At 59.9% G+C, this 26,389-nt stretch carries 20 protein-coding genes; 10 read left to right on the top strand and 10 right to left on the bottom strand.

What is annotated here, in order from left to right; translation table 11 throughout:
* Positions 1–2: 2 nt before the first annotated feature.
* Positions 3–2,477, bottom strand: a complete 2,475-nt coding sequence (locus HER32_RS08185; protein ID WP_168681517.1) for a GumC family protein — start codon at positions 2,475–2,477, stop codon at positions 3–5.
* A 67-nt stretch (positions 2,478–2,544) separates the two neighbouring features.
* The gene (locus HER32_RS08190) at positions 2,545–3,450 is read right to left on the bottom strand and encodes a polysaccharide biosynthesis/export family protein (RefSeq protein ID WP_168681518.1); all 906 of its coding nucleotides are present in this window, start codon (positions 3,448–3,450) and stop codon (positions 2,545–2,547) included.
* A 237-nt stretch (positions 3,451–3,687) separates the two neighbouring features.
* On the opposite strand from HER32_RS08190, the gene HER32_RS08195 reads away from it, so the two are divergent.
* The 4 genes from HER32_RS08195 (at position 3,688) to hpf (ending at position 6,529) form a co-directional block, all read left to right on the top strand.
* Positions 3,688–4,827, top strand: coding sequence for an acyl-CoA dehydrogenase family protein (locus tag HER32_RS08195; protein ID WP_168681519.1), 1,140 nt, complete (start codon positions 3,688–3,690; stop codon positions 4,825–4,827).
* Positions 4,828–4,973: 146 nt separating this feature from the next.
* Positions 4,974–5,168, top strand: coding sequence for a 30S ribosomal protein S21 (rpsU, locus tag HER32_RS08200; protein WP_149069495.1), 195 nt, complete (start codon positions 4,974–4,976; stop codon positions 5,166–5,168).
* 135 nt (positions 5,169–5,303) lie between these two features.
* Entirely contained in the window at positions 5,304–6,191 is an 888-nt protein-coding gene (locus tag HER32_RS08205; protein WP_149069496.1) for a tyrosine-type recombinase/integrase, read from the top strand.
* A 38-nt stretch (positions 6,192–6,229) separates the two neighbouring features.
* Complete coding sequence (gene hpf / locus HER32_RS08210; protein ID WP_149069497.1) at positions 6,230–6,529, top strand: ribosome hibernation-promoting factor, HPF/YfiA family; 300 nt, start codon at positions 6,230–6,232, stop codon at positions 6,527–6,529.
* 92 nt (positions 6,530–6,621) lie between these two features.
* Here hpf and HER32_RS20310 read toward each other — a convergent pair whose 3' ends face one another.
* The 3 genes from HER32_RS20310 to HER32_RS08220 form a co-directional block, all read right to left on the bottom strand.
* On the bottom strand, positions 6,622–6,747 hold the full coding sequence (locus tag HER32_RS20310; RefSeq protein ID WP_262383890.1) for a hypothetical protein: 126 nt from the start codon (positions 6,745–6,747) through the stop codon (positions 6,622–6,624).
* A gap of 26 nt (positions 6,748–6,773) precedes the next feature.
* A complete protein-coding gene (gene metK / locus HER32_RS08215; protein ID WP_168681520.1) occupies positions 6,774–8,036 on the bottom strand; it encodes a methionine adenosyltransferase in 1,263 nt (420 codons plus the stop codon).
* A gap of 211 nt (positions 8,037–8,247) precedes the next feature.
* Entirely contained in the window at positions 8,248–9,153 is a 906-nt protein-coding gene (locus tag HER32_RS08220; RefSeq protein ID WP_168681521.1) for a hypothetical protein, read from the bottom strand.
* Between the two features lie 296 nt (positions 9,154–9,449).
* On the opposite strand from HER32_RS08220, the gene HER32_RS08225 reads away from it, so the two are divergent.
* Positions 9,450–10,787, top strand: a complete 1,338-nt coding sequence (locus HER32_RS08225; RefSeq protein WP_168681522.1) for a hypothetical protein — start codon at positions 9,450–9,452, stop codon at positions 10,785–10,787.
* Between the two features lie 11 nt (positions 10,788–10,798).
* On the opposite strand, the gene HER32_RS08230 is transcribed toward HER32_RS08225, so the two are convergent.
* The 3 genes from HER32_RS08230 to HER32_RS08240 form a co-directional block, all read right to left on the bottom strand.
* Positions 10,799–13,231: a prolyl oligopeptidase family serine peptidase gene (locus HER32_RS08230; protein WP_168681523.1), complete on the bottom strand. Its 2,433-nt coding sequence runs from the start codon at positions 13,229–13,231 to the stop codon at positions 10,799–10,801.
* Positions 13,232–13,325: 94 nt separating this feature from the next.
* Positions 13,326–13,973 (bottom strand): hypothetical protein, encoded by a 648-nt coding sequence (locus tag HER32_RS08235; protein WP_149069502.1) that lies wholly within the window; start codon positions 13,971–13,973, stop codon positions 13,326–13,328.
* 52 nt (positions 13,974–14,025) lie between these two features.
* Complete coding sequence (locus HER32_RS08240; RefSeq protein ID WP_168681524.1) at positions 14,026–14,487, bottom strand: GNAT family N-acetyltransferase; 462 nt, start codon at positions 14,485–14,487, stop codon at positions 14,026–14,028.
* Positions 14,488–14,602: 115 nt separating this feature from the next.
* Between HER32_RS08240 and HER32_RS08245 the strand changes: the two genes are divergently transcribed.
* Both HER32_RS08245 and HER32_RS08250 read left to right on the top strand, forming a co-directional pair.
* Entirely contained in the window at positions 14,603–15,997 is a 1,395-nt protein-coding gene (locus tag HER32_RS08245; protein ID WP_168681525.1) for a PQQ-dependent sugar dehydrogenase, read from the top strand.
* An 82-nt stretch (positions 15,998–16,079) separates the two neighbouring features.
* Positions 16,080–17,756 (top strand): gliding motility-associated C-terminal domain-containing protein, encoded by a 1,677-nt coding sequence (locus HER32_RS08250; RefSeq protein ID WP_168681526.1) that lies wholly within the window; start codon positions 16,080–16,082, stop codon positions 17,754–17,756.
* A gap of 35 nt (positions 17,757–17,791) precedes the next feature.
* Here HER32_RS08250 and HER32_RS08255 read toward each other — a convergent pair whose 3' ends face one another.
* Entirely contained in the window at positions 17,792–18,787 is a 996-nt protein-coding gene (locus tag HER32_RS08255) for a cation diffusion facilitator family transporter (protein ID WP_149069505.1), read from the bottom strand.
* 225 nt (positions 18,788–19,012) lie between these two features.
* On the opposite strand from HER32_RS08255, the gene HER32_RS08260 reads away from it, so the two are divergent.
* The 3 genes from HER32_RS08260 to HER32_RS08270 all read left to right on the top strand — a co-directional run bounded on the left by HER32_RS08260 (position 19,013) and on the right by HER32_RS08270 (position 23,706).
* Positions 19,013–20,404: an Nramp family divalent metal transporter gene (locus HER32_RS08260; RefSeq protein ID WP_168681527.1), complete on the top strand. Its 1,392-nt coding sequence runs from the start codon at positions 19,013–19,015 to the stop codon at positions 20,402–20,404.
* 88 nt (positions 20,405–20,492) lie between these two features.
* Positions 20,493–22,757 (top strand): TonB-dependent receptor, encoded by a 2,265-nt coding sequence (locus tag HER32_RS08265; RefSeq protein ID WP_168681528.1) that lies wholly within the window; start codon positions 20,493–20,495, stop codon positions 22,755–22,757.
* A gap of 100 nt (positions 22,758–22,857) precedes the next feature.
* The gene (locus HER32_RS08270) at positions 22,858–23,706 is read left to right on the top strand and encodes a transporter (RefSeq protein WP_168681529.1); all 849 of its coding nucleotides are present in this window, start codon (positions 22,858–22,860) and stop codon (positions 23,704–23,706) included.
* Positions 23,707–23,776: 70 nt separating this feature from the next.
* On the opposite strand, the gene HER32_RS08275 is transcribed toward HER32_RS08270, so the two are convergent.
* Entirely contained in the window at positions 23,777–26,380 is a 2,604-nt protein-coding gene (locus HER32_RS08275; protein ID WP_168681530.1) for a lamin tail domain-containing protein, read from the bottom strand.
* Between the last annotated feature and the right edge of the window lie 9 nt (positions 26,381–26,389).

The raw sequence follows: 26,389 nt of genomic DNA on the forward strand, positions 1-26,389 counted from the left end.
GGTTACGCAAAGAGTTTGCGGAACCGCTTCCACCAGGAAAGCTTCTCCTGGGTGTCTTCGTAGTAACCCTGGCCATACCCGTAGCCATACCCGTAGCCATACCCGTAACCATACCCGTAACCATAGACGCCGCTCGAACGGGCATCGTTGAGAATGGTAGCTAAGCGGGTAAAGCCGTTGGCCCGAATCAGCTTATTGATATTCTTCAGAAAGACTTTCTTCGAGTAATGGGCCCGCACGATGTAAATCGGAATATCTGCTTTCCGCATAATCAGAATGCCGTCCGTTACGAGGCCTACCGGCGGCGTATCAATCATGATGACGTCGTAGTGCTGGTGTAACTCCGCCAGAACCTCATCAAACTTTGGGCTCAGAATCAGCTCCGAAGGGTTGGGCGGGGTTGGGCCGGCCGAAATGAAGTCCAGCGTGGGAATCGACGTGTGCTGTACGCACTCCTGCCAGGTATGGCGCTCGATGAGAATGGTGCTGATGCCCTTCACGTTTTCCGCCCCAAAAGCCAGGTTCACCTTGGGCTTGCGCATATCCAGATCCAGAATCACGACGCGCTGCTCGGAGGAAGCAATAATGCCCCCCAGGTTCACGGCCACGAAGGTTTTGCCTTCCCCGCTGATGGTCGAGGTGATGGAGATAAGGCGCTTCTTTTTCGAGGAAGCCATAAACTCCAGGTTCGTCCGGATAGAGCGGATGGACTCGGATATGGCCGATTTCGGATTCTTGTCTACAATCAGCTTCGAGACCAGCAGCTTTTCCTTGTCGTAGGTCGGGATAACCCCAAGTACGGGGGCCACGGTATTGCGCTCCAGCTCCCGGATGTTGGTAACGCTGTTGTGCATAAAGTAGCGCACGGCCACCAGCGCCAGCCCCATAAAAATGCCCCCGGCCAAACCAATGGCATAAATCATCAGCCGCACCGGCGAGATGGGCGCCATGGGCATGGACGCAGGCGAGAGAATCTGGAAATCGGGGGTGGTACCGGCTTTGGCAATGCTGTACTCCACCCGTTTGTCCATGAGCATCAGGTAGGATTTCTCGTACAAATCGAAGGGGCGCTGCAGGCGGGCCCGCTCGGTTTCGCGCTGTGGCAGCACCTGCAGTTCGCTGTTCAGCTTGTCGCGCTGCTGATTGAGGGTAGCCAGCTGCTCGCGCACCATCTGCAGGCTTTGCTGTAAAGACTCCTGCACGTTGCGCTTGGCATACGCCACATTGGCGCGACGCAGCTGTACGGCTTCGGTGGCTTCGGTGTTGGAGCGCAGCACCCGGCGCAGGTCCTGCTGGGCGGCGTTCAGCTCCGTTATCTGCTGGGTGAGCACGGGGTCTTCCAGCTGGGACAAGCCCGGTACACTCTGGTCGATGCTGGCATTCTCATCGCGGGCTATCCGGTCGCGAGACGTGAGTCGGGCCACGCTGGTGAGCAGCTCCAGGCGGCGCTGCAGCGCCTGCCGCTCCTTTTCCTGCTCGTCGAGTTGGTCGGTAATCGTTTGTACTCCACTGCGTACGTCGTACATCTTGGCACGCTTGGCGAAGGACTGAAGGGCAATTTCAGCGCGCTGCAAACTGTCGCGGGTAAGCTCCAGCTGCTTGTCCAGGTACTGCATGATCTGCTGCTGGCTCTGGGTGTTCTTCGTCAGCTTCGCCACCAGGTACACCGTGTCGATGCGGTTGACGATGTCGCGGGCCTTACGGGGGTTGTGGTCGGTAAAGGAAATACCGATGGTGTTGGCCTCGGGGTTGACAATCTCAACCGTGAGGTTCTCGTCGAAGTAGCGGTTGATGGAGGCGTCGTCGTGGATGACAAACTGAAAACTGCGGTTCAGCGCATCCTCGGTGAAGTTCTTGGTCTTAGCGAGGCGCAGCGTGACGCCCGGCAGCTCAATGGGGGTATCAATGGTGTACTCAGCGGCGGTTTCGTGTCCTTCGTGAGAAAGCTGAAACTTCGTTGCGCTGGTGAAGAGCACGCTAAACCGGGTATTGTATAAGGCCGGGTCGGTGATGGTGTAATCCACGTGGAAGGGCGAGGTGCCATACAGCTCGTTTTCCAGTACTGTGCCCTGCGAATAGTAATTCACATCCAGATCCAGGGAGTCTTTGAGCTGGCGGTAAATCAGGTTGGACTTGATCAGCTCTACTTCCCCCGACAAGCTATTCAGCTTCTGACGGGTTTCCACGGCGGCGCCCAGCGTCTGGCCCAGGCCAAGGGCCCCGGCATCTTCCTTTTCGTCAATCTTGAGGGTGGAGGACGATTTGTACAGCGGCTTGGTATAGCGCAGGAACGTCCAGGCGGCCGTAATTCCCAGCAAAATCAGCAGCACCATCCAGGGCAGGCTCCGGCGAGCCACCATGAGCAGGGTGGTCGTATCAATACCCGTATTTTCTTCCTCCGACTCTACTTCTACGGGGGCCGTTCCGCCGGAATTGCGGATCAGTTCTTCTAACTCAGCGTTTTCGTTTATTGCCATTCCAGCTTTAGCGGTAAGATCAGCCTAAATCCAGAAACTTTTGCCGTTTCTGGTACGACGTTCCTGGTTAGAGTTTGATAATCAGCAACGCGGTGGTTACCACGGTAGTAACCGCCTGCAGAATAGGTAATACGTCCGTCAGGGCTTCCCGGAATGGGCGGCGCACGGGCTCGATGTACACGACATCATTGGGCTGCATGCGCAGATCGGCACGCCGCATGCCCTCGATGGTAGAAAGGTCTATTACCTGAACCATAGGATTTTTTAGGTCTCCCCGAATTAGACGGATGTTGTAGGCTTTGCCATAGCGGACGCCGCCGCCGGCCGCCGCGCCGGTACCGTCAATACCACCGACGGAGGCCAGTACTTCCAAAAGGTTCATGTTGTCGTTGTAAAGCGGCACAACCCGGCCACCCGGCGAGCCTAACACGAATATCCGGCTGTTCGTTACCCGCGTAGCTACAAAAGCATCCTTATAATAGGTGTTGTACTGCAGCTGCAAAAGGCTGTCGGCCTGCAGCAAGGTGTAGCCGCTCAGGCGCACAGTACCCACCAAGGGCAGCTTGGCCTGTCCGTCGCTCTGCACCAGAAACTCAGAGTCGCCGGCGGGGCGGCTGCCCAAGTCGCCCCCGCGCAGGGTAGCCGCGGCGCCCCCACCCCCACTCTGGCTGGAGCCCGTGGCCACGCTCTGGTTGCCCGGCACCCCGAAGCGCAGCTCCCCGTTGGGGTCTACCAGCCGCTCGCCTTTGTTGGTGTACACCCGCACTTGGATGTAGTCGTTGGGCCGGATAACATAGTTGCTGGTAATTTGGCTCAGGGCCTTCCGCAGACGAACTGTATCGACGGAAGTGGAGTTTTCAGTCCGGAGCATGATGTTCTGCGTGTACGTCTTGGACGTGGCGCAGGAGGAAGCCAGCAAGGCCAGCGGAGCCAGCCAAAGCCAGCAGAGCAGTCGGGGAAGTGAAGTGCGCATGTAGGCTGAGAAAGCCAAGGAGGAAAACAAATCCGACCTCTGAGGAAGCCGGACGACAGTAAATTTTTTCTTAAAAACCTTCAAAGTAACCGAATACGGTTGCGGATTCAAAATTAGCGGGTTCTGCGGACTTCGGCCCGGCCTCATTGGTTGCGGCAAAACTGGTAGCTTCGCAAACCCAAACCCGGCCTTTGCCGGTTATGCTCTTACATACTTCCCACCCAAACTTTTACGTACATGGAACTGGTAGAAACCGAAAACCAGACAATGATTGCGCAGATGGTGCGCGATTTTGGCGCCACCCACATCAAACCGCACATGATGCGCTGGGACGAAACCCAGGAATTCCCGGCCGAGGTCTTGCACAAGCTTGGCGAATTAGGATTAATGGGCGTATTAGTACCCCAGGAATATGGAGGATCCGGCTTCGGGTATACCGAGTACGTAACGGCCATTGCGGAGTTGGCAAAAATTGACGGTAGCATTGGTTTGAGCATGGCGGCGCACAACTCCCTGTGTACCGGCCACATCCTGCAGCACGCCTCCGAGGAGCAAAAGCACAAGTACCTGCCCAAGCTGGCCTCCGGCGAGTGGATTGGGGCTTGGGGCCTTACGGAGCCCAACACCGGCTCCGACGCCGGCAACATGCGCACGGTAGCCGTGGAAGACGGCGACTTTTTCGTGCTGAACGGGGCCAAGAACTTTATTACGCACGGCAAAACCGGCAACGTAGCCGTTGTTATTGCCCGCACCGGCGAGGTAGGCGACTCCCACGCCATGACGGCCTTTATTGTGGAGCGCGGCACCCCCGGCTTCGCGGCCGGGCGCAAGGAAGACAAGCTAGGCATGCGCGCCTCCGAAACCACCGAGCTTATTTTCACGGACTGCCGCGTACCCAAGGAAAACGTGATTGGCAAAGTAGGGGACGGCTTCGTGCAGGCCCTGAAAGTGCTGGACGGCGGGCGCATCAGCATTGCAGCCCTCAGCCTGGGCATTGCCCAGGGCGCCTACGAGGCCGCCTTACAGTACTCCAAGGAGCGGTACCAATTCAACCAGCCCATCAGCAACTTCCAGGGCATTAGCTTTAAGCTGGCCGATATGGCCACGGAAATTGAAGCGGCGTCGCTGCTCACCTACCGCGCGGCCGATATGAAAGACCGCGGCCTGAACGTCAACCGGGAGTCGGCCATGGCGAAGCTCTATGCTTCCGAGGTGGCCGTGCGGGTAGCCAACGAAGGCGTGCAGATTTTTGGAGGCTACGGCTACACCAAAGATTATCCGGCCGAGAAGTACTACCGCGACGCCAAGCTATGCACCATCGGGGAGGGCACCAGCGAGATTCAAAAGCTTGTTATTGCCCGCACCATTCTCAAGTAGGACCGCGGATTGAACGAATATAAAATGAATGAAACGGATAAGGGCCCTAGCTCTCAGCAGAAAATCTGCGTAATTCGTTTTTAATCTGTGAAATCTGTGATTATCTTTGCGGCCCTTCCCAGAAGATTTTCAACCTCATTGACCATATGATCATCGTCCAAATCAAAGAAAACGAGTCGGTTGACCGCGCCCTCAAGCGTTTCAAGAAGAAGTTTGAGCGCACCGGCGTATTGAAAGAACTGCGTCGCCGCACGTTCTTCCAGAAGCCGTCTATCACGAACCGCAAGCAGAAGCAAAAGGCTATCTACAAGCAGGTAACGTATGGCAACGACGCCAACTAACTGACGCGACACGTGGTCACGGTTTAAACCGTCTGAAGGGCTATTCCAGCTTTTCAGACGGTTTTTTCGCGTTCGTACTTTCCGAATTTATTCCATACATTGGGTATCCCGACCTGAACAGTCGGCACCTGGCGTATGGAGTTATTTTTTTCGTATCTGCGGTCGGAGCGGCGCTATAGCCCGCACACGCTCCTCTCCTACCAGACCGACCTGCGGCAGTTTGGAGAGTACCTGGCTGCCACGTACGAGTTGGGTGAGCCCGCCCAGGCCGATCATACCCTCATCCGCTCCTGGATTGTGGAATTGATGCAGCAAAACCTGGACCCACGGACGGTGAACCGCAAAATTGCCTGCCTGCGCTCCTACTACAAGTTTCTGCTGCGCACCGGCATCATCGCCAAAAACCCCATGCTGCGCATTACGGCCCCGAAGATGGCCAAGAAGCTCCCCGACTTTGTGCCGGAAGACTCGCTGAATGGGCTGCTGAACTCCTTTGAATTTCCGGAGACCTTTGAGGGCACGCGCGACCAGCTGGTGCTGGAACTGCTCTACGGCACCGGCATCCGGCTTTCCGAGCTGATTGGAATCCGCCACGACGACCTGAGTTTGCCGGGCCGTACCGTACGCGTGACGGGCAAAGGCAACAAGCAGCGCATCGTGCCCCTCAACCCTTCCCTGGTTTTAGTGCTGGAACGCTATATAGCGCAGAAGCAGCGGGAATTCCCCGCCGTGGGCAACGCCGCGGGAGCCCTGCTCGTTACAAACAAGCAGGAACCGCTCTACGAAAAGTTTGTGTATCGCACCGTGAAGCACTATTTAAGCCAGATTACGACGGCTGCCTCCCAGCAGCACCCGCACGTGCTGCGCCACTCTTTTGCTACGCACCTGCTCAGCAAAGGCGCTGATTTGAATGCTATTAAAGAGCTGCTGGGCCACGCCAACTTGGCCGCCACGCAGGTGTACACTCACTTATCGATTGATAAGCTCAAGGCGGTTTTTGAAAAGGCCCATCCCAAGGCCTAGTTGTTTCTCTTTTTTCCTACTCCCTAACCCCACTACCGATGAAAGTACAGATGCAATCGGTGCATTTCGACGCCGACCAGAAACTGCTCGACTTCATCCAGAAGCGCCTAGATAAGCTGGAAACCTTCTACGACCGTGTCACGGAAGGAGAAGTAATTATGCGCCTCAATAACAAGGATGGCATAGCCAACAAAACGGTAGAAATAAAAGTACTGGTGCCCGGCACCATGCTGTTTGCGCAGGAAGACGCCGGCACGTTTGAAGCCGCCACCGACGCCGCCGCCGACAGCCTCAAGCGCCAGATTACCAAATACAAGGAAAAGCTGCTCAGCCACTGATGCAACGGCCCGACCCGGGCCATTTATGCAGTCACAGAAAAGCCCCGCCTGACTAGATCAGGCGGGGCTTTTCTGTGGCAGAAGCGCGGGACTTAGGCTTGCAGGTAATACAGCAGCTCGCCCACGCACTTACCCGCCTGGAAAATGCTATAAGCAGCCAGTGCCCCTAAGGCCAACCGAACGGGCCGGGCAGCGGGCAGAAAGGCTTGTAGGTACATAGCCAAGCGTTGCACAGCGCTTCGGATTAGAGGGCAAAAGCCGCCTTGATCTGATCTACGTAGTCGAGCTTTTCCCAGGTGAAGGTTTCCACCGTGCGGGTGCTGCCATCGGCGCCTTGTACCTGCTTGGTACCGGGCTGGCGGCCCATGTGCCCATAGGCTGCCGACTCCGCGAAAATCGGGTTTTGCAGGCCGAGGCGCTGCACAATGGCGTAAGGGCGCAGGTCGAACAGCTGCTGTACTTTGTCGGCAATCTGCCCGTCGGTGAGCTTCTGCCCATCGGCGCCCGTGGCATGGGTAGTGCCGTAGGTGGTCACAAATACGCCTACTGGCTTAGCTACGCCAATGGCGTAGGCTACCTGCACCAGCACCTGATCGGCTACACCGGCCGCTACCAGGTTTTTGGCAATGTGCCGGGCTGCATACGCGGCAGATCGGTCAACTTTCGAGGAATCTTTGCCTGAGAAGGCTCCGCCCCCGTGGGCGCCTTTGCCGCCGTACGTATCGACAATAATTTTCCGACCGGTGAGGCCAGAGTCGCCGTGAGGACCACCGATGACGAACTTGCCGGTGGGGTTGATGTGGTGCTGAATATCGGCCGTGAACAGCTGCTGCACGGCCGGGCTCAGCTGGGCTTTCACCCGCGGAATCAGAATATTAATGATGTCCTCCTTGATGCGGGCCAGCATGGCCTCCTCGCTGGCATCGAAATCATCGTGCTGAGTGCTCACCACAATGGTTTCAATGGCTTCCGGCGTGTTGTCGTCGGCGTAGCGGATGGTCACTTGGCTTTTGGCATCAGGGCGTAGGTACGTCATTTCCTGGCCAGCCTTGCGAATGGCCGACAGCTCGCGCAGCAAACGGTGCGAGAGGTCCAGGGCCAGGGGCATGTAGTTTTCGGTTTCCTTGGTAGCGTACCCGAACATCATGCCCTGGTCGCCGGCGCCCTGCTCTTCCGCCACGGCACGCTCCACGCCCTGGTTGATGTCGGCCGACTGCTCGTGCAGGCGGTTCATCACCTCGCACGTGTCGGCGTTGAACAGGTACTCGGGCTTGTTGTAGCCAATCCGGCGAATCACCTCCCGTATAATGGGCTCGGCATCTACGTGGGCCGTGGATTTGATTTCGCCGGCTACCAGGGCGAAATCGGTGGTTACCAGCGTTTCGCAGGCCACTTTGGCCGTGGGGTCCTGACGCAAATATTCATCGAGGATGGCGTCGGAAATCTGGTCGGCTACTTTATCAGGGTGACCTTCCGAAACAGATTCGGAGGTGAACAGGTACGGCATCAGCTTGTAAGGTAGAAGTACGCGAGGGGCCGGCAGCCCCACCCTGCCTCTTGAGAATCGGGCAGGCCGCAAAGCTACAAGTTTTCTACATGGAGACGAGGGCCGCCCGCGAATTCCGCACGGCGCCCGCGCAATTTAGGCCAAAGCGCAAGCGGTGCGCGAAAAGTGGGTCCGAACTTGTCAGCGGCAACGGTACGGGCGGCCGGAAGCGCTAAGCCGGTACGGCACCAAAACGGGTGGACAGTTCTTGGCAAACGCGGGGCGGCACGCGCAGGTACTCCAGCACGTCGGTGGTTTTTTCCGATGCCTTGCCTTTGTTATCGGTTTCGATGGCTACGTTTTCCAGCGACAGAAAGCAGCAGTCGGGGTCGGACGGGGCGCGGAAGAAGTGCAGACGCCCAAAATGGGCTGTTCCATCCGGCTCCGTGTGCAGCTGCAAGTGGTTCCAGTCGGCAGCTTCGAGTGCGAGCTTGGTCGCGGCGGCATCGGCAAATGGCGTGGCGGGCTGAGGCAGCGTAATTTTTTCTGCCCATTCGTCGGCCAGTTCCGAGAAAGGCACCTCGGCCTGACTGCGGGGCATATTCCACGTCAGCAAGACTAGAATCAGCAGTTCAGCCAGCCAGACTAGGTAGAGGAAAATGCCGCTGATGGTTACCCCGAAAATGCTCCAAGTGCCTTCATCAGCCAGGCGGGGCAGCATGCCCAATACCAGGGACGGGTTAAGCAGCGTGCCCAGAAACACGTCGGCTTCGAAGGTGGTATGCGTGAAGGATGCCCGGCTACCCAGGCTTTCGGTTTCGCCGGCGCCAAAAAGCAGCGTCAGATACACGCACCACTGCAGGTACCACGCCCACAAAGCTATGGCAAAGCTCAGCCAGCCCACCAGCGCCGGATTCCGCAGCTTACCGGATTTGGTGAGGGTTTTCAGCGCATAGCCCAGCAGCAACCCGAAGCCCAGCGTAACAAATAAGTTGATGTAGATGAAAGGAATGTACCAGATGGCATACACATACACAAAGGCCAACGGCACCGCCGCTATTGCTCCCAGAATGACCAGTAATAAGACGCCGCTCACGGTGAAGCGGCCGGAAGGTTGATAGTAAGCAGGTGCAGACATAAAATGGATAGGTGGTTAAAAACGGTCCAACCTACTTATTTTTTTAACCCTTCCCCTATTTAATTAGCTTTTGGCTGCTTTAATTTTTTCTTGATTTACCTGCTCCTCGGGCCGCGCAAGCATTGCTTTGTGTTGGCCCGTAGACGACTCTATCTTTAAGACGTTTTATCTGCTTTCTACCTACTCTGGCTTTCATGATCCCAGTTTACTTTCTCCGCTTAGGCTTTTTTCTGCTTTTACTACTGCTAGGGGCACTCAGCCAGAGCGTGCAGGCACAGCGCTTTGAACCCGGTTATGTGCTGTCCCGGACTGGCGACACCTTGCGCGTGGAGCTGGAAAACCGCTTCTGGAAGGCCGGACCCGACCGGCTGCGCTACCGCACCACGGCCACAGCCCCCATCCTCGACGTACCAACCCGTCGGCTGCGGGGGTTCGGACTCCTGAGTGGGCGGCAGTGGCGGGTGCTGCCGCTGCAGTACGACGCGGCCGCCGAAGGGCGGGAGGCCAATGTAATGCCCGGCAACGCCATGACGCGGCTCCAAACCGACACGCTGGTGACGGAGGTGCTGGTGCTGGGTCCCGTCACCTTGCTATCGGCTTTCGAGGATACCACCCCGCACTATTTTGTGCTGAAAGCCAATGCTCAGCCCCTGGAGCTGGTAAGCCGGGTAATTTCCCGCACCGCCGCCAATGGCAGCCAGACGCTCGTCACCATCAACAACTACCGGGAGCAGCTGCGCCTGTTTCTGCAGCCGGACTGCCCGGCCGTAGCGTCGGGTTGGGGCTCCCTGGCTTACACGCCCGCAGCCCTCACCCGCCTGCTCTCCACCTACAACCAAGCCTGCCTGGGCGCACCGGTTGTCCGGCCTGCAAAGTCGGCGCGGCGGCCAGCCGTGCGCCTAGATGGAGGTGTGGTACTGGGGGGCGGCCCAGGCACGGGCTCCTTTGCCAATGCCCAGTCCACGGGCCTTGTGGGCCTCGTCACCGGGGACTTCCAGCAGGCTACGCTGGAGCAAGCTCATTTAGCGGCCGTAAAGCGGCGGCAACTGACTCCTGCCGCTGGCCTGTACCTGGATGTGCTGATGCCAGGCCGCACCCTGGCGGTGCACGGCGAAGCCCAACTGGCGCTCGGCAACTCTTCCAGCCACACGGTAAACACAGGATTTGCCTCCTTCCCTACCAAGACCTACGCCTTCAAGCAAGGCACGCAGCTTAGTTTGCTGGCGGGACTGCGGGTATTTGGAGCAGCGGGCAAAGGCAGCCTGCTGGCGGGCGGCGGCGTGCTCCTCACGCGCACCGGTTTCCAGGATGCCGCCGTCACCTACCCCCAGGGCATTCAGCGCACGTACAAAGGCACGGGGTTGCCCGACCGCCGGGATTTTACGATGCCGGCCGGGCTAGATGGATTTTACCTGGAGGCCGGCTACCGGCGCGGACGCCTGCAGGGCAGCCTGGCGTGGCGGCGGCAAACGAGTACCACCTCCGTTACCGATGTATCTACCATCAGTTCCGTGATTTTCAATAAAAACACCAACCAGGTAATCAGCAGCAGCAACTACGCCTACGTGTACCGGCTTAGCCAGCTGCAGCTCACGGTAGGCTACCGCCTCAGCCCCGACACCGACCAGGAATAGGGCTAGGATAACTAACGACTGACGGGAACAGCCGGCTTCAGGTTGGTATCAAACAGCTTAAGGATGCGCTTGTACTCGTCGGTCCAGGAACTGGGCTCCACAAAGCCGTGGTCTTCCACAGGGTATACGGCCAACTCCCAGTTTTCCTTTTTCAGCTCAATGAGCCGCTGCGACAGGCGCACGATGTCCTGGAAGTGCACGTTGGTATCGACCATGCCGTGGCACATGAGCAGGGCGCCTTTCAGCCCCTCGGCGTAGTTGATGGGCGAAGAGCGGGCGTAGGCCAGGGAGTCGTTGTAAGGCTCGTTGAGGATGTTGTCGGTGTAGCCGTGGTTGTAGTGGGCCCAGTCGGTGACGGAGCGGAGCGCGGCCCCGGCCTTGAACACGTCGGGCTGGGTGAACATGGCCATGAGGGTGATAAAGCCGCCGTAGGAGCCGCCGTAGATGCCGATGCGCTGGGGGCTCACGCCATATTTCTCCACCAGCAGCTTGGCCCCATCGACCTGGTCGTTGAGGTCCTTGCCGCCCATGTAGCGGTAGATGCCCGTGCGCACGTCGCGGCCGTAGCCGCTGGAGCCGCGGTAGTCAATGTCCAGCACGGTATAGCCCTGATCCACCAGCAGGTTATGAAACATATACTCGCGGAAGTACTGGCTCCACCACTTGTGCGCGTTCTGGAGGTAGCCGGCCCCGTGCACAAAAATGACGGCCGGCCCTTGCGCAGTGGCCGTAGCCGGGCGGTAGAGGCGGGCGTATACGTCGGCCCCGTCGCGGGCTTTGATGGTAATGATTTCCGGGTCGCGCCAGGGGTAGCTTTCAAATTCCGGCGTGGTGCTGTGCGTGAGCTGGCGCATGGCAGCGCCGGGCTTGTTGGGCATCACAAACAGCTCCCAGGGCTTGTTGGCGTAGCTGTAACGCACCACCAGCGTTTTCTCATCGGGCGAAAGGGTTACTTCGTTGGCGCCGGGGCGCGTGGTTAGCTGGGTGAGCGGGCCACCCTCCACGGGCATGCGGTAGAAGTGCTGCTCGCCGGGGTGGGTTTTGTTGGCCGTGAGGTACCAGCTTTTTTTGTCGAGGCTTAGCCGGGCATCCTGTACTTCAAACTTGCCGCTGGTCAGCGCCTTTTTCTGCCCCGTGGTTACGTCCACGGTGTACAAGTGCGAGTAGCCGGTTTCCTCGCTCTGAAACCAGATACGCCGGCCGTCAGGGAGCCAGCCCACATTGCCGGCCTCATAGCCGATACCTGGACCGTTTATCCAAGCTTCGTCGCGCTGTCGATCGAGCAGGCTGATTTTCTGCGTGGTGGGGTCGAGGGCTACAATCCAGCGGTCCTTGTTATCGGCGGAGCGCACTACCAGAAAAGCGCGCTGCCCCGTATTGGACCAGAACGGGCCGTAGGGCACCACCCGGCGAACCTCCATAGCCGGCTTGGCGGCCTTTTTGGTTTTGGCCGTATCGGTGGGAGCTGAGGCGGAAAGCTGGTACTCTTTGCGGTAGGCGGGCAGTTCGTCGAGACCTTTCAGGTCCTTATAGCCCAGCACAAACGTGGTGTCACGGCCGATGTCGTAGATACCCAGCTCGTAGGCCGTTTGCGGAGCTCCTACTTTTGAGCGGGTCGAAATATCCTCCGTAAAGCCGGACAGCGTCACGAAGTTGGGCACCAAAGCCAGCTTATCGGCGGCCGGCTCCTGTACCAAGGTATAGGTTACGTAGCGACCATCGGGGCTGAGCTGGAGGTTTTCCACCGTTTTAGAGCCCAGCCAGATACCCTTGGGGCGCAGCCGGTTCAGGGCCCGTTGGGCCCGCTCCCGCGCCTTTGCATCCTGGTCGCGCTGCCGGATTACCTGAAACAAGGCCAACTGCTGCGCCCGCAGGAACTTCGCCGACTTATCCATTTCGCCGGGGCCGGGCTTGCTGCCGCGCCGGAAGTCGGTGCGCTGCACGGTTTCGCCGGTGGCGGGGTCCCAGGTGTAGAGGTTGCCGCCGCGCACGTAGCTCACGGCCTTGTCCTGCAGGGCAAAATCAGCCTCCGTTTCGCGCTCGGCTGTGTTGGTTACGCGCCGCACTTGCTGGCTTTTCAGGTCCAGTAGGTAAATGTCGCCGTCCTTTTCGTACACCTTGCGCAGGTGGCGCTGGTCGTAGCGGCCACGATTAGCGGGCAGGCTGCGCTGCTCCGCCAACGACACTTTGCGCGGGGTGCCGCCGCCCGCGTTTACCACGTACAGCGAGTCGCGGCGAGCTTTGGTGGGGTTCCACTGGAAGTAGATCTGCTTGCCATTCTCGCTCCAGTAAGGAGCCGAGGGCAGGCCGCCCAGCCACTGGGCCGGCTCCCGCATAATTTTATCTACCGTGAGTGGCCCCAACTGGGGAGCAGTTGGTTGCTGGGCAGCTGCGGGGAGGACGGAAAAGCAAAAAGCTGAAACGGTGAGTATACCTAGGCGCATAGTGGGCGGGGAAGGACGAAACCACCCGCAACTTACGCAGCCGAAAGCAAGGCGCATAGCTCCTTGCAGCGGTTCTACTCCGGCCCGAAAAAACTTAGAGCCCGCCCTGCTCCCAGGCCAGCAACTCGGCCCGTAAGTTGCGCCGGGCGGGCTCTTCCAGCCGCTCCCGAAACGCTGCCGTGCGGTAAAGCGGGGCCGAAGCCAACAGCTTTTCCAGCACCTTGCTGCGGCCACTCCGGTACATAAAATCGGGTACCAGGCGGTATTCCTGGCGTATTTGCCGGGCATAGTGCCAGTACTCGGCTTCGGGCCGGCCCAGTACCTGCAGATCGGCATCCAAGAAGAAATGCAGGTCGGTATCCGCGGCGGGCTGGGGCAGGGTGTGGTCTTTGGTGCGCTCAATCAGGTAAGCCACCCGCTCCTGCCGAAGGGCGGGCCAGGTGCTGTGTCGCAAAAATTCCCGGGCCAGCACGGCACTACGCGCCTCATTGTCCTGCCGCATAGAGGAATACACGGCATCATGAAACCAGGCGGCCAGCCGCACTACGTCGGCGTCGTGCAGGCGGGCAGCGTGTTGGTCAATAGTCTGCAGCAGGTCCTGAATGTGAACCAGAGAGTGGTAGTGCCGTTCGGGTGCGGTGTAGCACTTGGTGAGCTTCGCCAGCGTAGCCTGACGAAGGGACGCATCCGGCACGATGGCGCCCGTCAGGCGGTGCCACTGGGCTTCGAGGGTTATGGCCATGAGTGCGCGGGGCGATAGTGCAGGTTGGGTGAGCAACGACGGAAGCGCCCGGTTAGTTGGCCGTGGGGGCACCGTAGGGGTTCTGCCGCTTGATTTCGAGGTACCGCTCGGGGCTGGCCAGGGGCTGAAACCCAAACTGGTGGTACAGGCCGTGGGCATCGAGCGTGGCCAGCATGGAGCGGCGCACTCCCTGAATTTCGGGCGCCGCCCACACCACTTCCATTAGCCACTTAGACAAGCCCTGTCCCCGGAACTCGGGCAGCACGAATACGTCGCAGAGCCAGGCAAACGTAGCATGGTCGGTAATCAGGCGGGCAAAGCCAGCCTGGCGACCATCGGGGGCAAACAGGCCAAAGTTGAGCGAGTGGGCCAGGGCTCTTTCCAGAGTTTCCCGCGGCATCTGCTGCGCCCAGTAAGAGTCTTCGGCCAGGTAGCGGTGAATGGCGTCGACGTCAAGCCGCGCGAGGTCGGTGCTGATGGTGAAGCCGTTGCTGGGGTGCTGGTAGGTTGGCATAAGGCGGAAAGCAGACAATGGAAAACAAAGCTAGCAGCCGCTACCACCTACGCAATTTTCCGTAGGTTGACTATTCGCCGGGTTTTCGGCTACTCCCACTATTAGTTACCGCTTTATGAAACGTTTGTACACGGCGTTGTTGCTGTTTTTTTTCGGGCAGAGCATTGCCCAGGCTCAGCCTTCCACCATTCAGGTAGGCGCCACTACCGTGAGCGTCCGCACGGTGGCAACCGGTCTTGATACGCCCTGGGAAATGCTCTGGGGCCCCGATAACCACCTGTGGCTGACGGAGCGCCCGGGCCATATCAGCCGTATCAATCCCGAAACCGGCCAGCGCACCCTCCTGCTCACCCTGCCCGACGTGACGGAAAACGGGGAAAGTGGCTTGCTCGGCATGGTGCTTCACCCAGATTTTGCCACCTCGCCCTACGTGTACGTGGTGTATAACTACACCGACGGGAATTTGCGCGAGAAGCTCGTGCGCTACACCTACAATGGCACCACGCTCACCGAGCCGCAGGTGCTGCTAGGCAATCTTCCGGCCGTGAGTACCCACAGCGGCTCCCGCCTGCTCATCCTGCCCGACCACACCCTGCTCATGACCACCGGCGACGCCCAAAATCAACCGGCAGCCCAGAGCCCGGCCAGCCTGAACGGCAAAATCCTGCGCCTGAACCTGGATGGCACCATCCCCGCCGACAATCCTACCCCCGGCAGCTACGTGTATACTCTGGGCCACCGCAACCCCCAAGGGCTGGTCCAAGCGCCATCGGGGCAGGTATACAGCTCGGAACATGGCCCCGACAATGACGACGAAGTAAACCTGATTGAGGCAGGCCGCAACTATGGCTGGCCCACCGTGCAGGGCTTCTGCAACCTGGCGGCCGAGGCTACCTTCTGCACCGCCAACAATGTGCACGAGCCCCTGGTGGCCTGGACGCCTACCCTAGCGGTAGCCGGCCTCACCTACTACGACCACCCCGCCATTCCCGAATGGCAAAACTCCCTGCTGCTGGTAAGCCTGAAAGCCGGTCAGTTCCTGCAGCTCCCGCTCAACCCCGCTGGCAATGCCCTGCGCAGCGACCCGGTGGTTTTGTGGAATAAGCCGGTGGGGCGGATGCGCGCCATCTGCGTGTCGCCGCAGGGCCGGGTGTATCTGAGCACCAGCAACCAGGATGGCCGCACCGCCCCAGCCCCTACCGATGACCGTATTTTCGTGCTGGAAAATCTGGCATATCAGCCCACAGCCGCTCGACAGCCCTCTGCACTGCCCTTGACCATCTGGCCAAACCCCGCACAGGATCAGCTCAACCTGGAGTTTCCCCTGCCGCTCGGCCCCGATGCCCGGCTTTTGGTGCAGGACGCGCTGGGGCGTACGGTGGCCTCAACTCCACTGAAAGCAGGCAGCCGCACGTACCGCATTTCACTGCCGCAGGTAAGAGCCGGCGTGTATCAGGCGGTGGTAGCAACGCCGGCCCAAACATTTCGGCAGCGGCTGATGATACAGTAGAGCTACAAATTGGTGGCGCGTCGTTAGGATAGTAGGGGCCGCCGCCCGATGTTTGCCGGGACAGAGTCAGCTTGCTGCTTGTATGCCCCGACGTATCGCTCAAAAGCTTCAACTACACCTAGCAGTATTGCTGTTGTTGCTGACTGTTTTCAGCGGGCTCCCGCGCCGTGCCCGAGCCTCCCATGCCCAGGGCGGACAGCTCACCTACCAGGCTCTGGGCAACAACCAGTACCGCGTAAGCTGCCAGTTTTTCCGGGACTGCTCCGGCGAGCCGCTCAACAAGGACCTCCGCCTCTACTACCGCGCCAGCGGCACCGGCTGCGCCGACCCCGACCCGCGCAGCGGAGACATCTTGCTAACGCGCGTGGGAGACGTGACGACGGGTAACCCCTACTGCTCGGCTGTGGGCACGCCCTGCGGCAGCCGGCTTCTGACCAACTTCCAAACAGCCCGCTACGAGGCCACGCTCACCCTGGCTCCCGATGCCGAGTGGCTGCTTTACGTGACCATTCCCCAGCGGCCCGCCGTGGCCAATGTGGATGACGCCGAAAGCCGCCCCCTGCATTTTGAGGCCCGGCTTCGGACCTTGGTAAACGGCGAGACGGTGGAGAATACCTCCCCGCAGTTTCTCACCCAGGATACGCCCGTCCCTTTCGTTTGCTGGCGCCAGCTTACGACCCTCACTTTTTCGGCTACGGAGCCCGATGGCGACTCCTTGGTGTATACCCTCGCTGACCCGCTGGCGGTATGTGACGGCCCGGCTCCCTGGACGCGCTACCCCGGCAGCGTCGACAATACCAACCCGCAGTGCCAGGTAATTGACCCCGGCGGAGCGTATTCGGCCACCTTCCCCATTCCGTCGTTCGCGCGAGGCACCTGCACCAGCGGCAGTGCCCTGGCTGCTCCCGATTTTCGCATCAACGACTTTGGGCGCAGCGTCACGTTCCGACCCGCCTTGTACACGCCAGGGCTGGACATCGGGCAGCAGGCTCAGAACAAGTATGTACTGGTAGCCCAGGTAAGCGAATACCGCCAGCTACGCGGGAAGTGGGAGTTTATCGGCTCCGTGCGGCGCGACATGCTCGTGGTGGTGCTGGACTGTGAGGCTAATCAGGTACCAAACGTGCCACTCGTGACGGCGCCCGGTTTCCCCGCCGCTCGCATCTTCAACACCGACTCTACGCTGATTGAAGTGCCAGTTGGGCAGCTCACGGAGGCCCAGGTAGCCTTCACCGACCCCAACTCCGCTGACCTGCTCACCGTTGCCTACCCCGAGTTGGATCCAGCTCAGCCCACCGTGGAGAACCCCGAGCTGCTGCCCGCTCAGGTTGGTAATTTTGCCTTAGCAGGCAACCAGACAGCCCAGCCCTTAGGGAAACTGCGGTTGCAGCCCCCGGCCGCTTACCTAGGCAAGTCGTTCCGGATTCCCTTGCGCATCGAAGACAATGCCTGTCCGGCCAAGGCCGTGCAAAACCGGGTGCTAGTGGTGAAGGTAGTGCCCTACGTTGCGCCCCGCCCCTTGCAGACCTACAACGTTTTTTCCCCGAACGGCGACAACATCAACGATGCCTTTGTGATTGATGCGTTGCCGCCCGGCAGCGGGCTGCGGGTGTACAACCGCTGGGGGCGGCTGGTGCAGGAGTTTGCCGATTACCGCAACAACTGGAAGGGTGAAAAGAACCCGGCTGGCCTGTACTACTTTATTCTGACGCCCGCCGTGGGCGCGCCGGTGAAAGGCTGGGTCGAACTGGTGCGGTAAGCCCGTACTATTTCCCTGCTTTGTGCTATGGCTGATTAGTTATCAAGCGGCAGCTGGTGCCGCTCGTTTTTCACCACGTTATCCAGCGTCCAGGTTATTTCCTCCGCGAAGGCGTGTTGCCGCACTGGGCAGTCGGGCATGTGGCAGTGCGAGCAGGCCGCAAACGTACAGGGGTCGGCGTGCACAAACATTTCCACGGGCACGGCAAATTCCTGGTTTACCAGCTGCTCGATGCGGTGCACTTGCGCGTGAGTCTGCTCCAAACTAAAGTAGTAGGGCATGGTCACGTGGCAGTCGATGTGCAGATCGGCCCCGTAGCGCACTACGCGCAGGTTGTGCACATCTATCCAGGCTGGCTCCCGGTGCTCCTGCAGCTCGGCTACCACGTTCTGCACCGTGGCCTCGTCGGCTTCATCCATCAGCCCGGAAACCGACCGGCGCACCATGCGGTAGCCATTCACCACAATGAACACCCCGAGCAGTAAGGCTGCGGCGGAGTCATACACCACGTTGTCGGTGAAAACGACCAGCCCCAGCGCCGCGCAGGATACCAGCGTGCTTACCGCATCTAGGTACAAATGCTGCCCGTCGCCTACCAGCGTGGGCGAATGGTGCGTGCGCCCGGCACGGATTAGTAGAAAACCCACCCCCAGGTTCACTAGGGCCGTAAAGGCCAGCAACACCACGCCCCAGTCGGGCCGGGCAATGGCGTGGGGGTGCAGCAGGGCCTGCAGGGCCGTGTAGAAGATATACACACCCGCCATTAGAATGAGCCCGCCCTCGAACCCTACCGAGAGGTATTCGATTTTGCCGTGCCCGTAGGGGTGATTTTCGTCCCGGGGCAGGCTTGCCAGGTAGATGCTGTAGAGCGCAAATCCGCTGGCTACCACGTTGATGATGGACTCCAGCGCATCCGTCAGCACAGCCTGGGAGCGGGTTAGCAGCCAGGCGTAGAACTTGATGGCAACCAGCAGAATACTGACAACGAGGGACAGTAAGGCATAGCGCGTTTTAAGGGGCAACGAAAACATAGGCAGCGCTACGTGAAAAGCCAGCCGCTCGTTTTTTACCACGAACTGACCCCGGCTCAAAGAGCAAAATTCCGACAAAATCCCGGCATCCTGGGCTATACGTAACTTTTTAAAACAAATACAGTAAGTAGACTGTCTTAAAAATAAATTTAGGCAAGCCTAAAAATTGCTTCCTTTGTGACTGCAAATACCTCTATTCCTGTACCTGATGTCAATTCTGCTCCTATGCCGGTAACGCTACCTACGCCAAACCCTGTGCCTGCCGAGGAAGCCTTGCCGGTTTCTGCCCCACCCGCCGAAGCCGGTTGGAAGCGTCCCCGCACGGCCCCGTCGCTGCGGGAAGTGTATGCCAGCATCAAGGTGCCCGCCCAGAGTGCTTCTTTCTGGCGTAAGCTGATGGCTTTTTGGGGGCCGGGCCTGATGGTAGCCGTGGGGTACATGGACCCCGGCAACTGGGCTACCGACATTGCCGGCGGTTCCCGCTTCGGCTATACGCTGCTGTCGGTGATTCTGATTTCCAACCTGTTTGCCATGCTGCTGCAGCACTTGGCGGCTAAGCTGGGTATCGTCACGGGGCGCGACCTGGCCCAGGCGTGCCGGGACCATTTCTCCAAGCCGGTTTCCATGGTGCTGTGGCTGTTCTGTGAAATAGCCATTGCCGCCTGCGACCTGGCCGAAGTCATTGGGTCAGCCATAGCCTTGAACCTGCTGTTTGGCCTGCCCCTGCCCTGGGGGGTGGTGCTTACTATCCTGGATGTGCTGGTTGTGCTGTTTTTCCAGAACAAAGGCTTCCGGGTTATCGAGAGCATCGTGGCCGGCCTGATTGTGCTGATTTTCGGGTGCTTCCTCTACGAAATCATTGTCTCCAACCCCGATTACTTCGGCATCTTGGCGGGCTTGGTGCCTCGGCCGGAGGTAGTCACCACTCCGGGCATGCTTTACGTGGCCATCGGGATTCTGGGTGCCACGGTGATGCCTCACAACCTCTACCTGCATTCGAGCATTGTGCAAACCCGAGCCTTTGTACAGGACGAGCCCGGCCGCCGCATGGCTATCAAATTTGCTACCATCGACAGCACGGTGGCTTTGTTTCTGGCCTTCTTCGTAAATGCCGCCATTCTGATTACGGCGGCCGCGGCGTTTCACCACAACGGCCGCCACGATGTAGCCGATATCAACCAGGCCTATGAGCTGCTGACGCCGGTGCTGGGCGCCGGAGCCGCCTCGGTAGTATTTGCCGTGGCGCTGCTAGCCTCGGGCCAGAACTCTACGCTAACGGGAACCTTGGCCGGGCAGATTGTGATGGAAGGCTTTCTAAACCTGCAGCTCAGGCCCTGGCTTCGCCGCCTGATTACCCGCGCCATTGCCGTAGTACCGGCCTTGGTGGTTACGCTTATCTACGGGGAAAAAGGTACGGGCGAGCTGCTGGTGCTGAGCCAGGTGATTCTGAGCCTGCAGCTGAGCTTTGCCGTGGTGCCGCTGGTCATGTTCACGGGCAGCAAGGCCAAAATGGGCGTGTTCGTCAATCGTCCCTGGGTGCAGGGGCTGGCGTGGTTGGTGTCGGCCATCATCATCGCCCTGAACCTGTATCTGTTGTACGAGACGTTCTTCGGCTGATAATGGAAAGTGCGGCTCGTTCAAAGTCGCGCTTTCTTTTTGCCTGACTTTTTAGACTCATCTAAATAAAATAATAGACACTACTAAAATGAAACACCTGTTACTACTTATCGGAGGACTATGCGCAGCTATCCTTGCGCAGGCACAAAGCATCGGCAAGCTGCAGGGCGTGGTGCGCGCGGATGGCAAAGAAGTACCTTTTGCCAGCATCGGCCTGAAAGGGACAACCCTGGGCACTACGGCCGATGAGCACGGCCACTTCCAGCTATTGGCGCTGCCGGTTGGTACCTACACAGTAGTAACCAGCGCCGTGGGCTATCTGACGGCGGAGCGCAACGTAACCATCAGCGCCGGGCAAACTGCTACGCTTAACTTGACCATCAACCCCAATTCCAATGCACTGGGCGAGGTAGTGGTGAGCGGAACGCTGAATGAGGTGGTACGGGGGGAGTCGCCGGTGGCGGTGGAGTTGTACTCGCCGAAGCTGTTCCGCAAAAACCCGGCAGTCTGCCTGTTCGAAAACCTGGCCATGATTAATGGAGTACGGCCGCAGCTTAACTGCAACGTGTGCGGCACCGGCGACATTCACATCAACGGGCTGGAAGGGCCTTACACCATGGTGCTGATTGACGGAATGCCCCTGGTTAGCTCCCTGAGCACGGTGTATGGCCTAAGCGGCATTCCGAGTAGCCTGATTGAGCGCGTGGAGGTGGTGAAAGGGCCGGCCTCTACGCTGTACGGCTCCGAAGCTGTGGGCGGGCTCATCAACGTCATCACCAAAAATCCGGCAAAAGCCCCGCGCCTTTCCGTGGACGTGTTGGCCACCTCCCACCGCGACGCCAACCTGGACCTCGGCATTGCCCGCAAAATAGGCTCGGCCTCCACCCTGCTTAGCACCAGCCTGTACCACTACACCCAGCGCCGCGACGTGAACGAGGACGGCTTCACGGACGTGCCTACCCAGCAACGCGTATCCGTGTTCAACAAATGGAGCTGGACGCGGCCCGAGCAGCGCGTGGCCAATGTGGCCGGCCGCTACTACTACGAGGACCGGTTTGGCGGGCAGCTGGGCTGGAATCCTACTTACCGCGGGGGCGACAGTATTTACGGGGAAAGCGTGTACACCAGCCGCTACGAGCTGCTGGGCCAATACCAGCTACCGGTGCGTGGCCAGCGCATTATCGTCAGCGGCACCTTCAACCAGCATCAGCAGAACTCGGCTTATGGCACCACGCTTTACCGGGCCACGCAACGCGTAGGCTTTGGGCAGCTCACCTGGGCGCGGGAGCTGAGCATTCGGCACAACCTGCTGGCGGGCGCCACCTACCGCACCACCTGGTACGATGACAATACCCCGGCTACAGCCAGCGGCACCGAGCCCGCCCAAAACCAGCCTGACCTCATTCAGTTGCCCGGAGCCTTTGTGCAGGATGAATGGCGCCTTACCCCCGATGCTACGCTGCTGGCTGGCTTGCGCTATGATTACAACTCGCGGCATGGCAGCATCCTGAGTCCCCGTCTGAACTACAAGTGGGGCCGCCCCGATGGCAGCCGCGTGTGGCGCGTGGGGCTGGGCAACGGCTACCGGGTGGTAAACCTGTTCACCGAAGACCACGCGGCGCTAACCGGGGCCCGCGAAGTGGTAGTGCCCGAAGCCCTGAAGCCCGAGCGCAGCTGGAACGTGAACGTGAACTACAACCGGTTTCTGCCCACGGCATCGGGCGGCACCATTACCCTCGATGCCAGCGCGTTCTACACCTATTTCACCAACAAAATCAGCCCCGATTACGACACCAACCCCAACCAGATAGTATACCGCAACCTGGCAGGGTATGCCGTCAGTCGCGGGCTCACGCTGAACACGGAGTTTGCCTTTGCCCGCCCCCTGAAGGTAATGCTGGGCGTAACCCTGCTGGATGTCTTCCGGCAGGAGCGCGCCACGGCCGAGGAACCCAGCCGGCGGGTGGCCCAGGTACATTCTCCGCCTTTCTCCGGCACCTGGGCCATCAGCTACACCCTGCAGAAGCTGGGCCTGGCGCTGGATTATACCGGGCAGGTGAGTAGTCCTATGCCCCTGCCGGTTTTCCCCAATGACTTCCGCCCCAGCCGCTCGCCTTGGTTTGCCCTCCAGAATGTGCAGGCAACGCGCAAGCTGCGGGAAGGCCTGGAGCTGTACGGCGGCATCAAAAACCTTTTCAACTTCCTGCCGCGCCACGTGCTGCTGCGCCCCTTCGACCCCTTCGACAAGCAGGTAGGAACCGATAATCCCCAGGGCTACACCTTCGATACAAGCTACAACTATGCTCCTTTGCAGGGCCGACGCGTGTTTCTGGGAGTGCGCTACGCGCTGTAGCCGCCGTATCCGCATGAGGTAAAAAGGCAGCTCGACACTTGCACCTTCTTCCGACATGAGTACGTATCAGGCGGCACCTCCCTCCTTCCCGCCTCACTCCATGAATACTTTTTACGTGTTGGCCGCAGCTAGCCTGTTGATTTCGGGCGCAGCTCAGGCCCAGGACAAGCCCAAGAGCTGCCCTTACGACTCCGCACACTTCAATCTGTTTAAGCCCGTACCGCGCACCCAGCTGCGCCCCCTGCGGCCCGACCGGCCCGGGGTAACCGAAAGCCCCTTTACGGTGGATGCCGGCCATTTTCAGCTCGAAACCGACGCCTTGCGCCTGATTAACTCGCGCGAGGACGGCAAGCAGCAGCGGACCTGGAAAGCCGCGTATGCCGTAGCCAAGCTGGGCCTGAGCCGCCGCACCGATGTGCAGTTGGAAGTGCCGCTCTATAAAATAGCCAAGGAGCGCCCCGCCCCCGATGCGCCCTGGCAGCGGCAAGCCAGCTTCGGCGATATGGCGTTCCGACTTAAGCATAATTTCCTGGGCGACGACCAACAGGGTCCTGTTGCCCTGGCCGCCATAGCCTACACCCGCCTACCTACCAGCGGGCAGGGGGCGGTGGAAGGCGGCCTCATTGTGCCCATGAACGTGGAGCTCCCACATAAATGGAACTTCGATGTGCAGCTGGAGTCAGATTTGAACTACGACCCGGAAGCGCACAGCCACTATGTGCGGGTAATGCCGTCGGTAGCGCTGGACCACGAGTTCACGGAGATGTTCAGTTTCCTGGTTGAAGGCGTTACGCAATGGGATGCCCACCACGCAGGCTGGCGGTCTTCCCTCAACTTAGCCCCCATCATCTCCATTGGGGAGAACTTCCAGGCCGACCTGGGCACTCACCTGGCGCTTTCCAGAGAAGCAGAGCGGGAGTTTTTCGTGGGCTTCACGTACCGGCACTAGCACGCGTAGGCAGGTTTACAGGTACCATTCATTCCTATCCGCCGCCCACAAGCCAAGGCCTGAGCTGCTATCAGAACCGCGCCCCTACAACCACGGTGCGCTTGTACTCGCGCTTGGTGCCACCATTAGGCCGGAATAGCTCGATGTGCAGCACATAGATGCCTACCCCGGCTTTGCGGCCCTGGTCGGTGAGGCCGTCCCATTGCACAAAGCCTTTGGTAGCCAGGGTTTCGTTGCGCACCAGCTTGCGCACGGGCCGGCCCTGGGCATCGTAGATGGTCACGCTGGCGGCATACCCCGTTTGGTCGAGCGTGTAGTTGAGGGTTGTAAAGTCCTGCTGGCCGTCGGCGTCGGGGGTGAACAGCTCCGGTTCTACGCTGAATAGCTTGGTGCCGGCGGGGTCTTCCTGCAGCTGCGAGTTGCGCCGGCCCGGCGTGGCATAGCCCACACTAGCCGCCGCCGAGTGGTAGTTGGCTGCGTCGTTGCCCCCATCGGCCCGGATGCGCTCCAGCGACACGCCGTTTACATCATCGAGCAAAGCCAAGTGCTGCTTGGCACTGTACGGTACCCGCTCGAAAGGCGCCCCGCTCCGGTCAAACAGCGTAACGATGCCCGCATCATCGGGAAAGGTAGCCAGGTCATCGACCTCCAGAAAGGCGGTTGGCTCGGCGCTGGTTGGGTACTGGGCCTGCACCACATCGGGCCGCTCCGTAAGCACTACCAGCTGGCCGGGAGCCAGCACAAACGGCACCTCACTGATGGCGGAGGCATCCACGACGCCATCGGGTTTTTCGTTGCCCAGCTGCCAGCCCTGTAGGTTGATGTACTTAGCCGAGCGGTTGAGCAGCTCCACAAAATCGTAGCCGCCGGTGCGGGGGTTAAACAGGATTTCGTTTATGACTACGTCGCCACGCGCAGCCGCGGAAGGCAGGGCCACCGTAGCCGTAGCAGCCGCGCCCGTCGCATTGCCCACGCAGTCGGTGGTGCGCTGCACACTCACGGTTACGGGCTGGCTGGGCTGCAAAGGAGAAGTCAGGGTCAGGTCTATAGCGCGAAAATCGGGGCTGATGGGCGCTACCTGCGCAATGCTCTGCCCATTGACGCTGTACAGCGCCGGGTTGGCTGCCGCTACGCTGTCCAGCTTTTCGCTGAAGAACAACCGAATGGAGGTAGCTGTGAGGGCCAGGGCGCGCTGCAAAGCCGCCGGCCGATTGTCGGCGTTGGCCGTGCGCACGGCGTTGGCCCGCCCCGGTGTGCCCCCGCTGGGGTCGGTACTGGCGGTCCAGTTTTCGAGGCCCCCGCACGGGTTAGTCGTGTCTATCATCTCCAACGCCCAGCCTCCTTCATGCTTTTCCGAATCCTTGTACCAGGTATCCGAGTAGCGCACCTCAAACAGGGTTTGGCCCGCAGGGCTGCGCAGCACCAGTTGGTCGCCCCCGTTGCTGAGGCTGGGAAAATTGCTTACCCCGAACACTTTGCCGTAGCTGGCAAACTGCTCGGCACGGGTGCTGCCGCACACCACCGCATACTCCCCGGGCAGCAAAGTAGCGGTAGCCGGAAACACGGCCGGATTCCCACTGCTTCCGGGCTTGAGCAGGCGCACTCCGCTCAGGTTGATGATGTTGGCGGTTGGGTTGTGGATTTCCAGGTACTCCGAGGCAGGCAGGCCCACCACCGGCGTTTCATCCGCCAGTATTTCGGTGATGACGACTTGGTTTACGCCGGGCAGGATAGCGAAGCCACTGTTGGTAAAGCTCAGCGTAAAAGGCCCTGCTAGTACGTTCCCGGCCAGGTCGGCTATGTTGCGCAGCACGAGGGCGTTGCTGCCCGTCGGCAGATCAGCGGCCAGGGTGAGGTGCACTACGTTCTGGTTTTGCGCATCCCGCGTAGCCGTGAGCACCGCGGGGTCGCCGTTGAGCTGGTAGCTGCCAGTGGCCTGAGGCGTGGCTACAGCCTCATCAAACACCACGTCGAGCTGGCGGGCGGCGGTAGGCGTAGCGCGCACCACGCTTGGGGCCAGCCGGTCCGTCACCTTGAAATCATCAAACAGAAAATTGCGGCTGTTGCTGGACGAATACGTGAGCAGCACGCCCAGGTAGTTGCTTTGCAGGTAGGTATTGTCTTCGCCGATGCCTTCCAGCTGGTAGCTTTGCCCCGTGCCGGTGTAGTCTACTTCCAGCGTCCAGCCATCGGCCAGGGAGCGGGTGACGCGCACCCGCGCGAGGTTGTTGGTGGCGGAGTTCAGGCTCTGGTCGCGGCCATTTACCACGTACACGGGGCTGCCGGAGGCATCTTTCCGAAACAGGCTCACCTCATCGGGGGTGCCGCCCAGCCGCACAAAGTAGCCGCGGTTGCCGGCTCCTTTCAAGTCGGCCTGCTCCGAAAGCAGCCACACATCGGCATAATTGCCCGAGCTGGTGGCCAGCTTCAGATTGGCATAAAACTCCCAGGTAGCCCCATTGGCCGTGGTACTGGCCGTGGACAGCTGCAGCACCGTGCCGGTGGTAGCGGGTCCGTTCGCCTGTAGCTGGAGCTGCGCATTTACTTCGAAGCTGGCGGCGTCGCCGGCCCAGGCGGGGTTCTGGGTAAAGTTGCCGTCGGTGAATGATTCCGTTAGCTGGGCGGCAGCAGGCAGCGCCAGAAGCGCGAGCAGACAACAGAAGAGTAAGCGCACAGGGACAGC

This window comes from Hymenobacter sp. BT18 (assembly GCF_012273015.1).
Lineage (GTDB): Bacteria > Bacteroidota > Bacteroidia > Cytophagales > Hymenobacteraceae > Hymenobacter > Hymenobacter lutimineralis.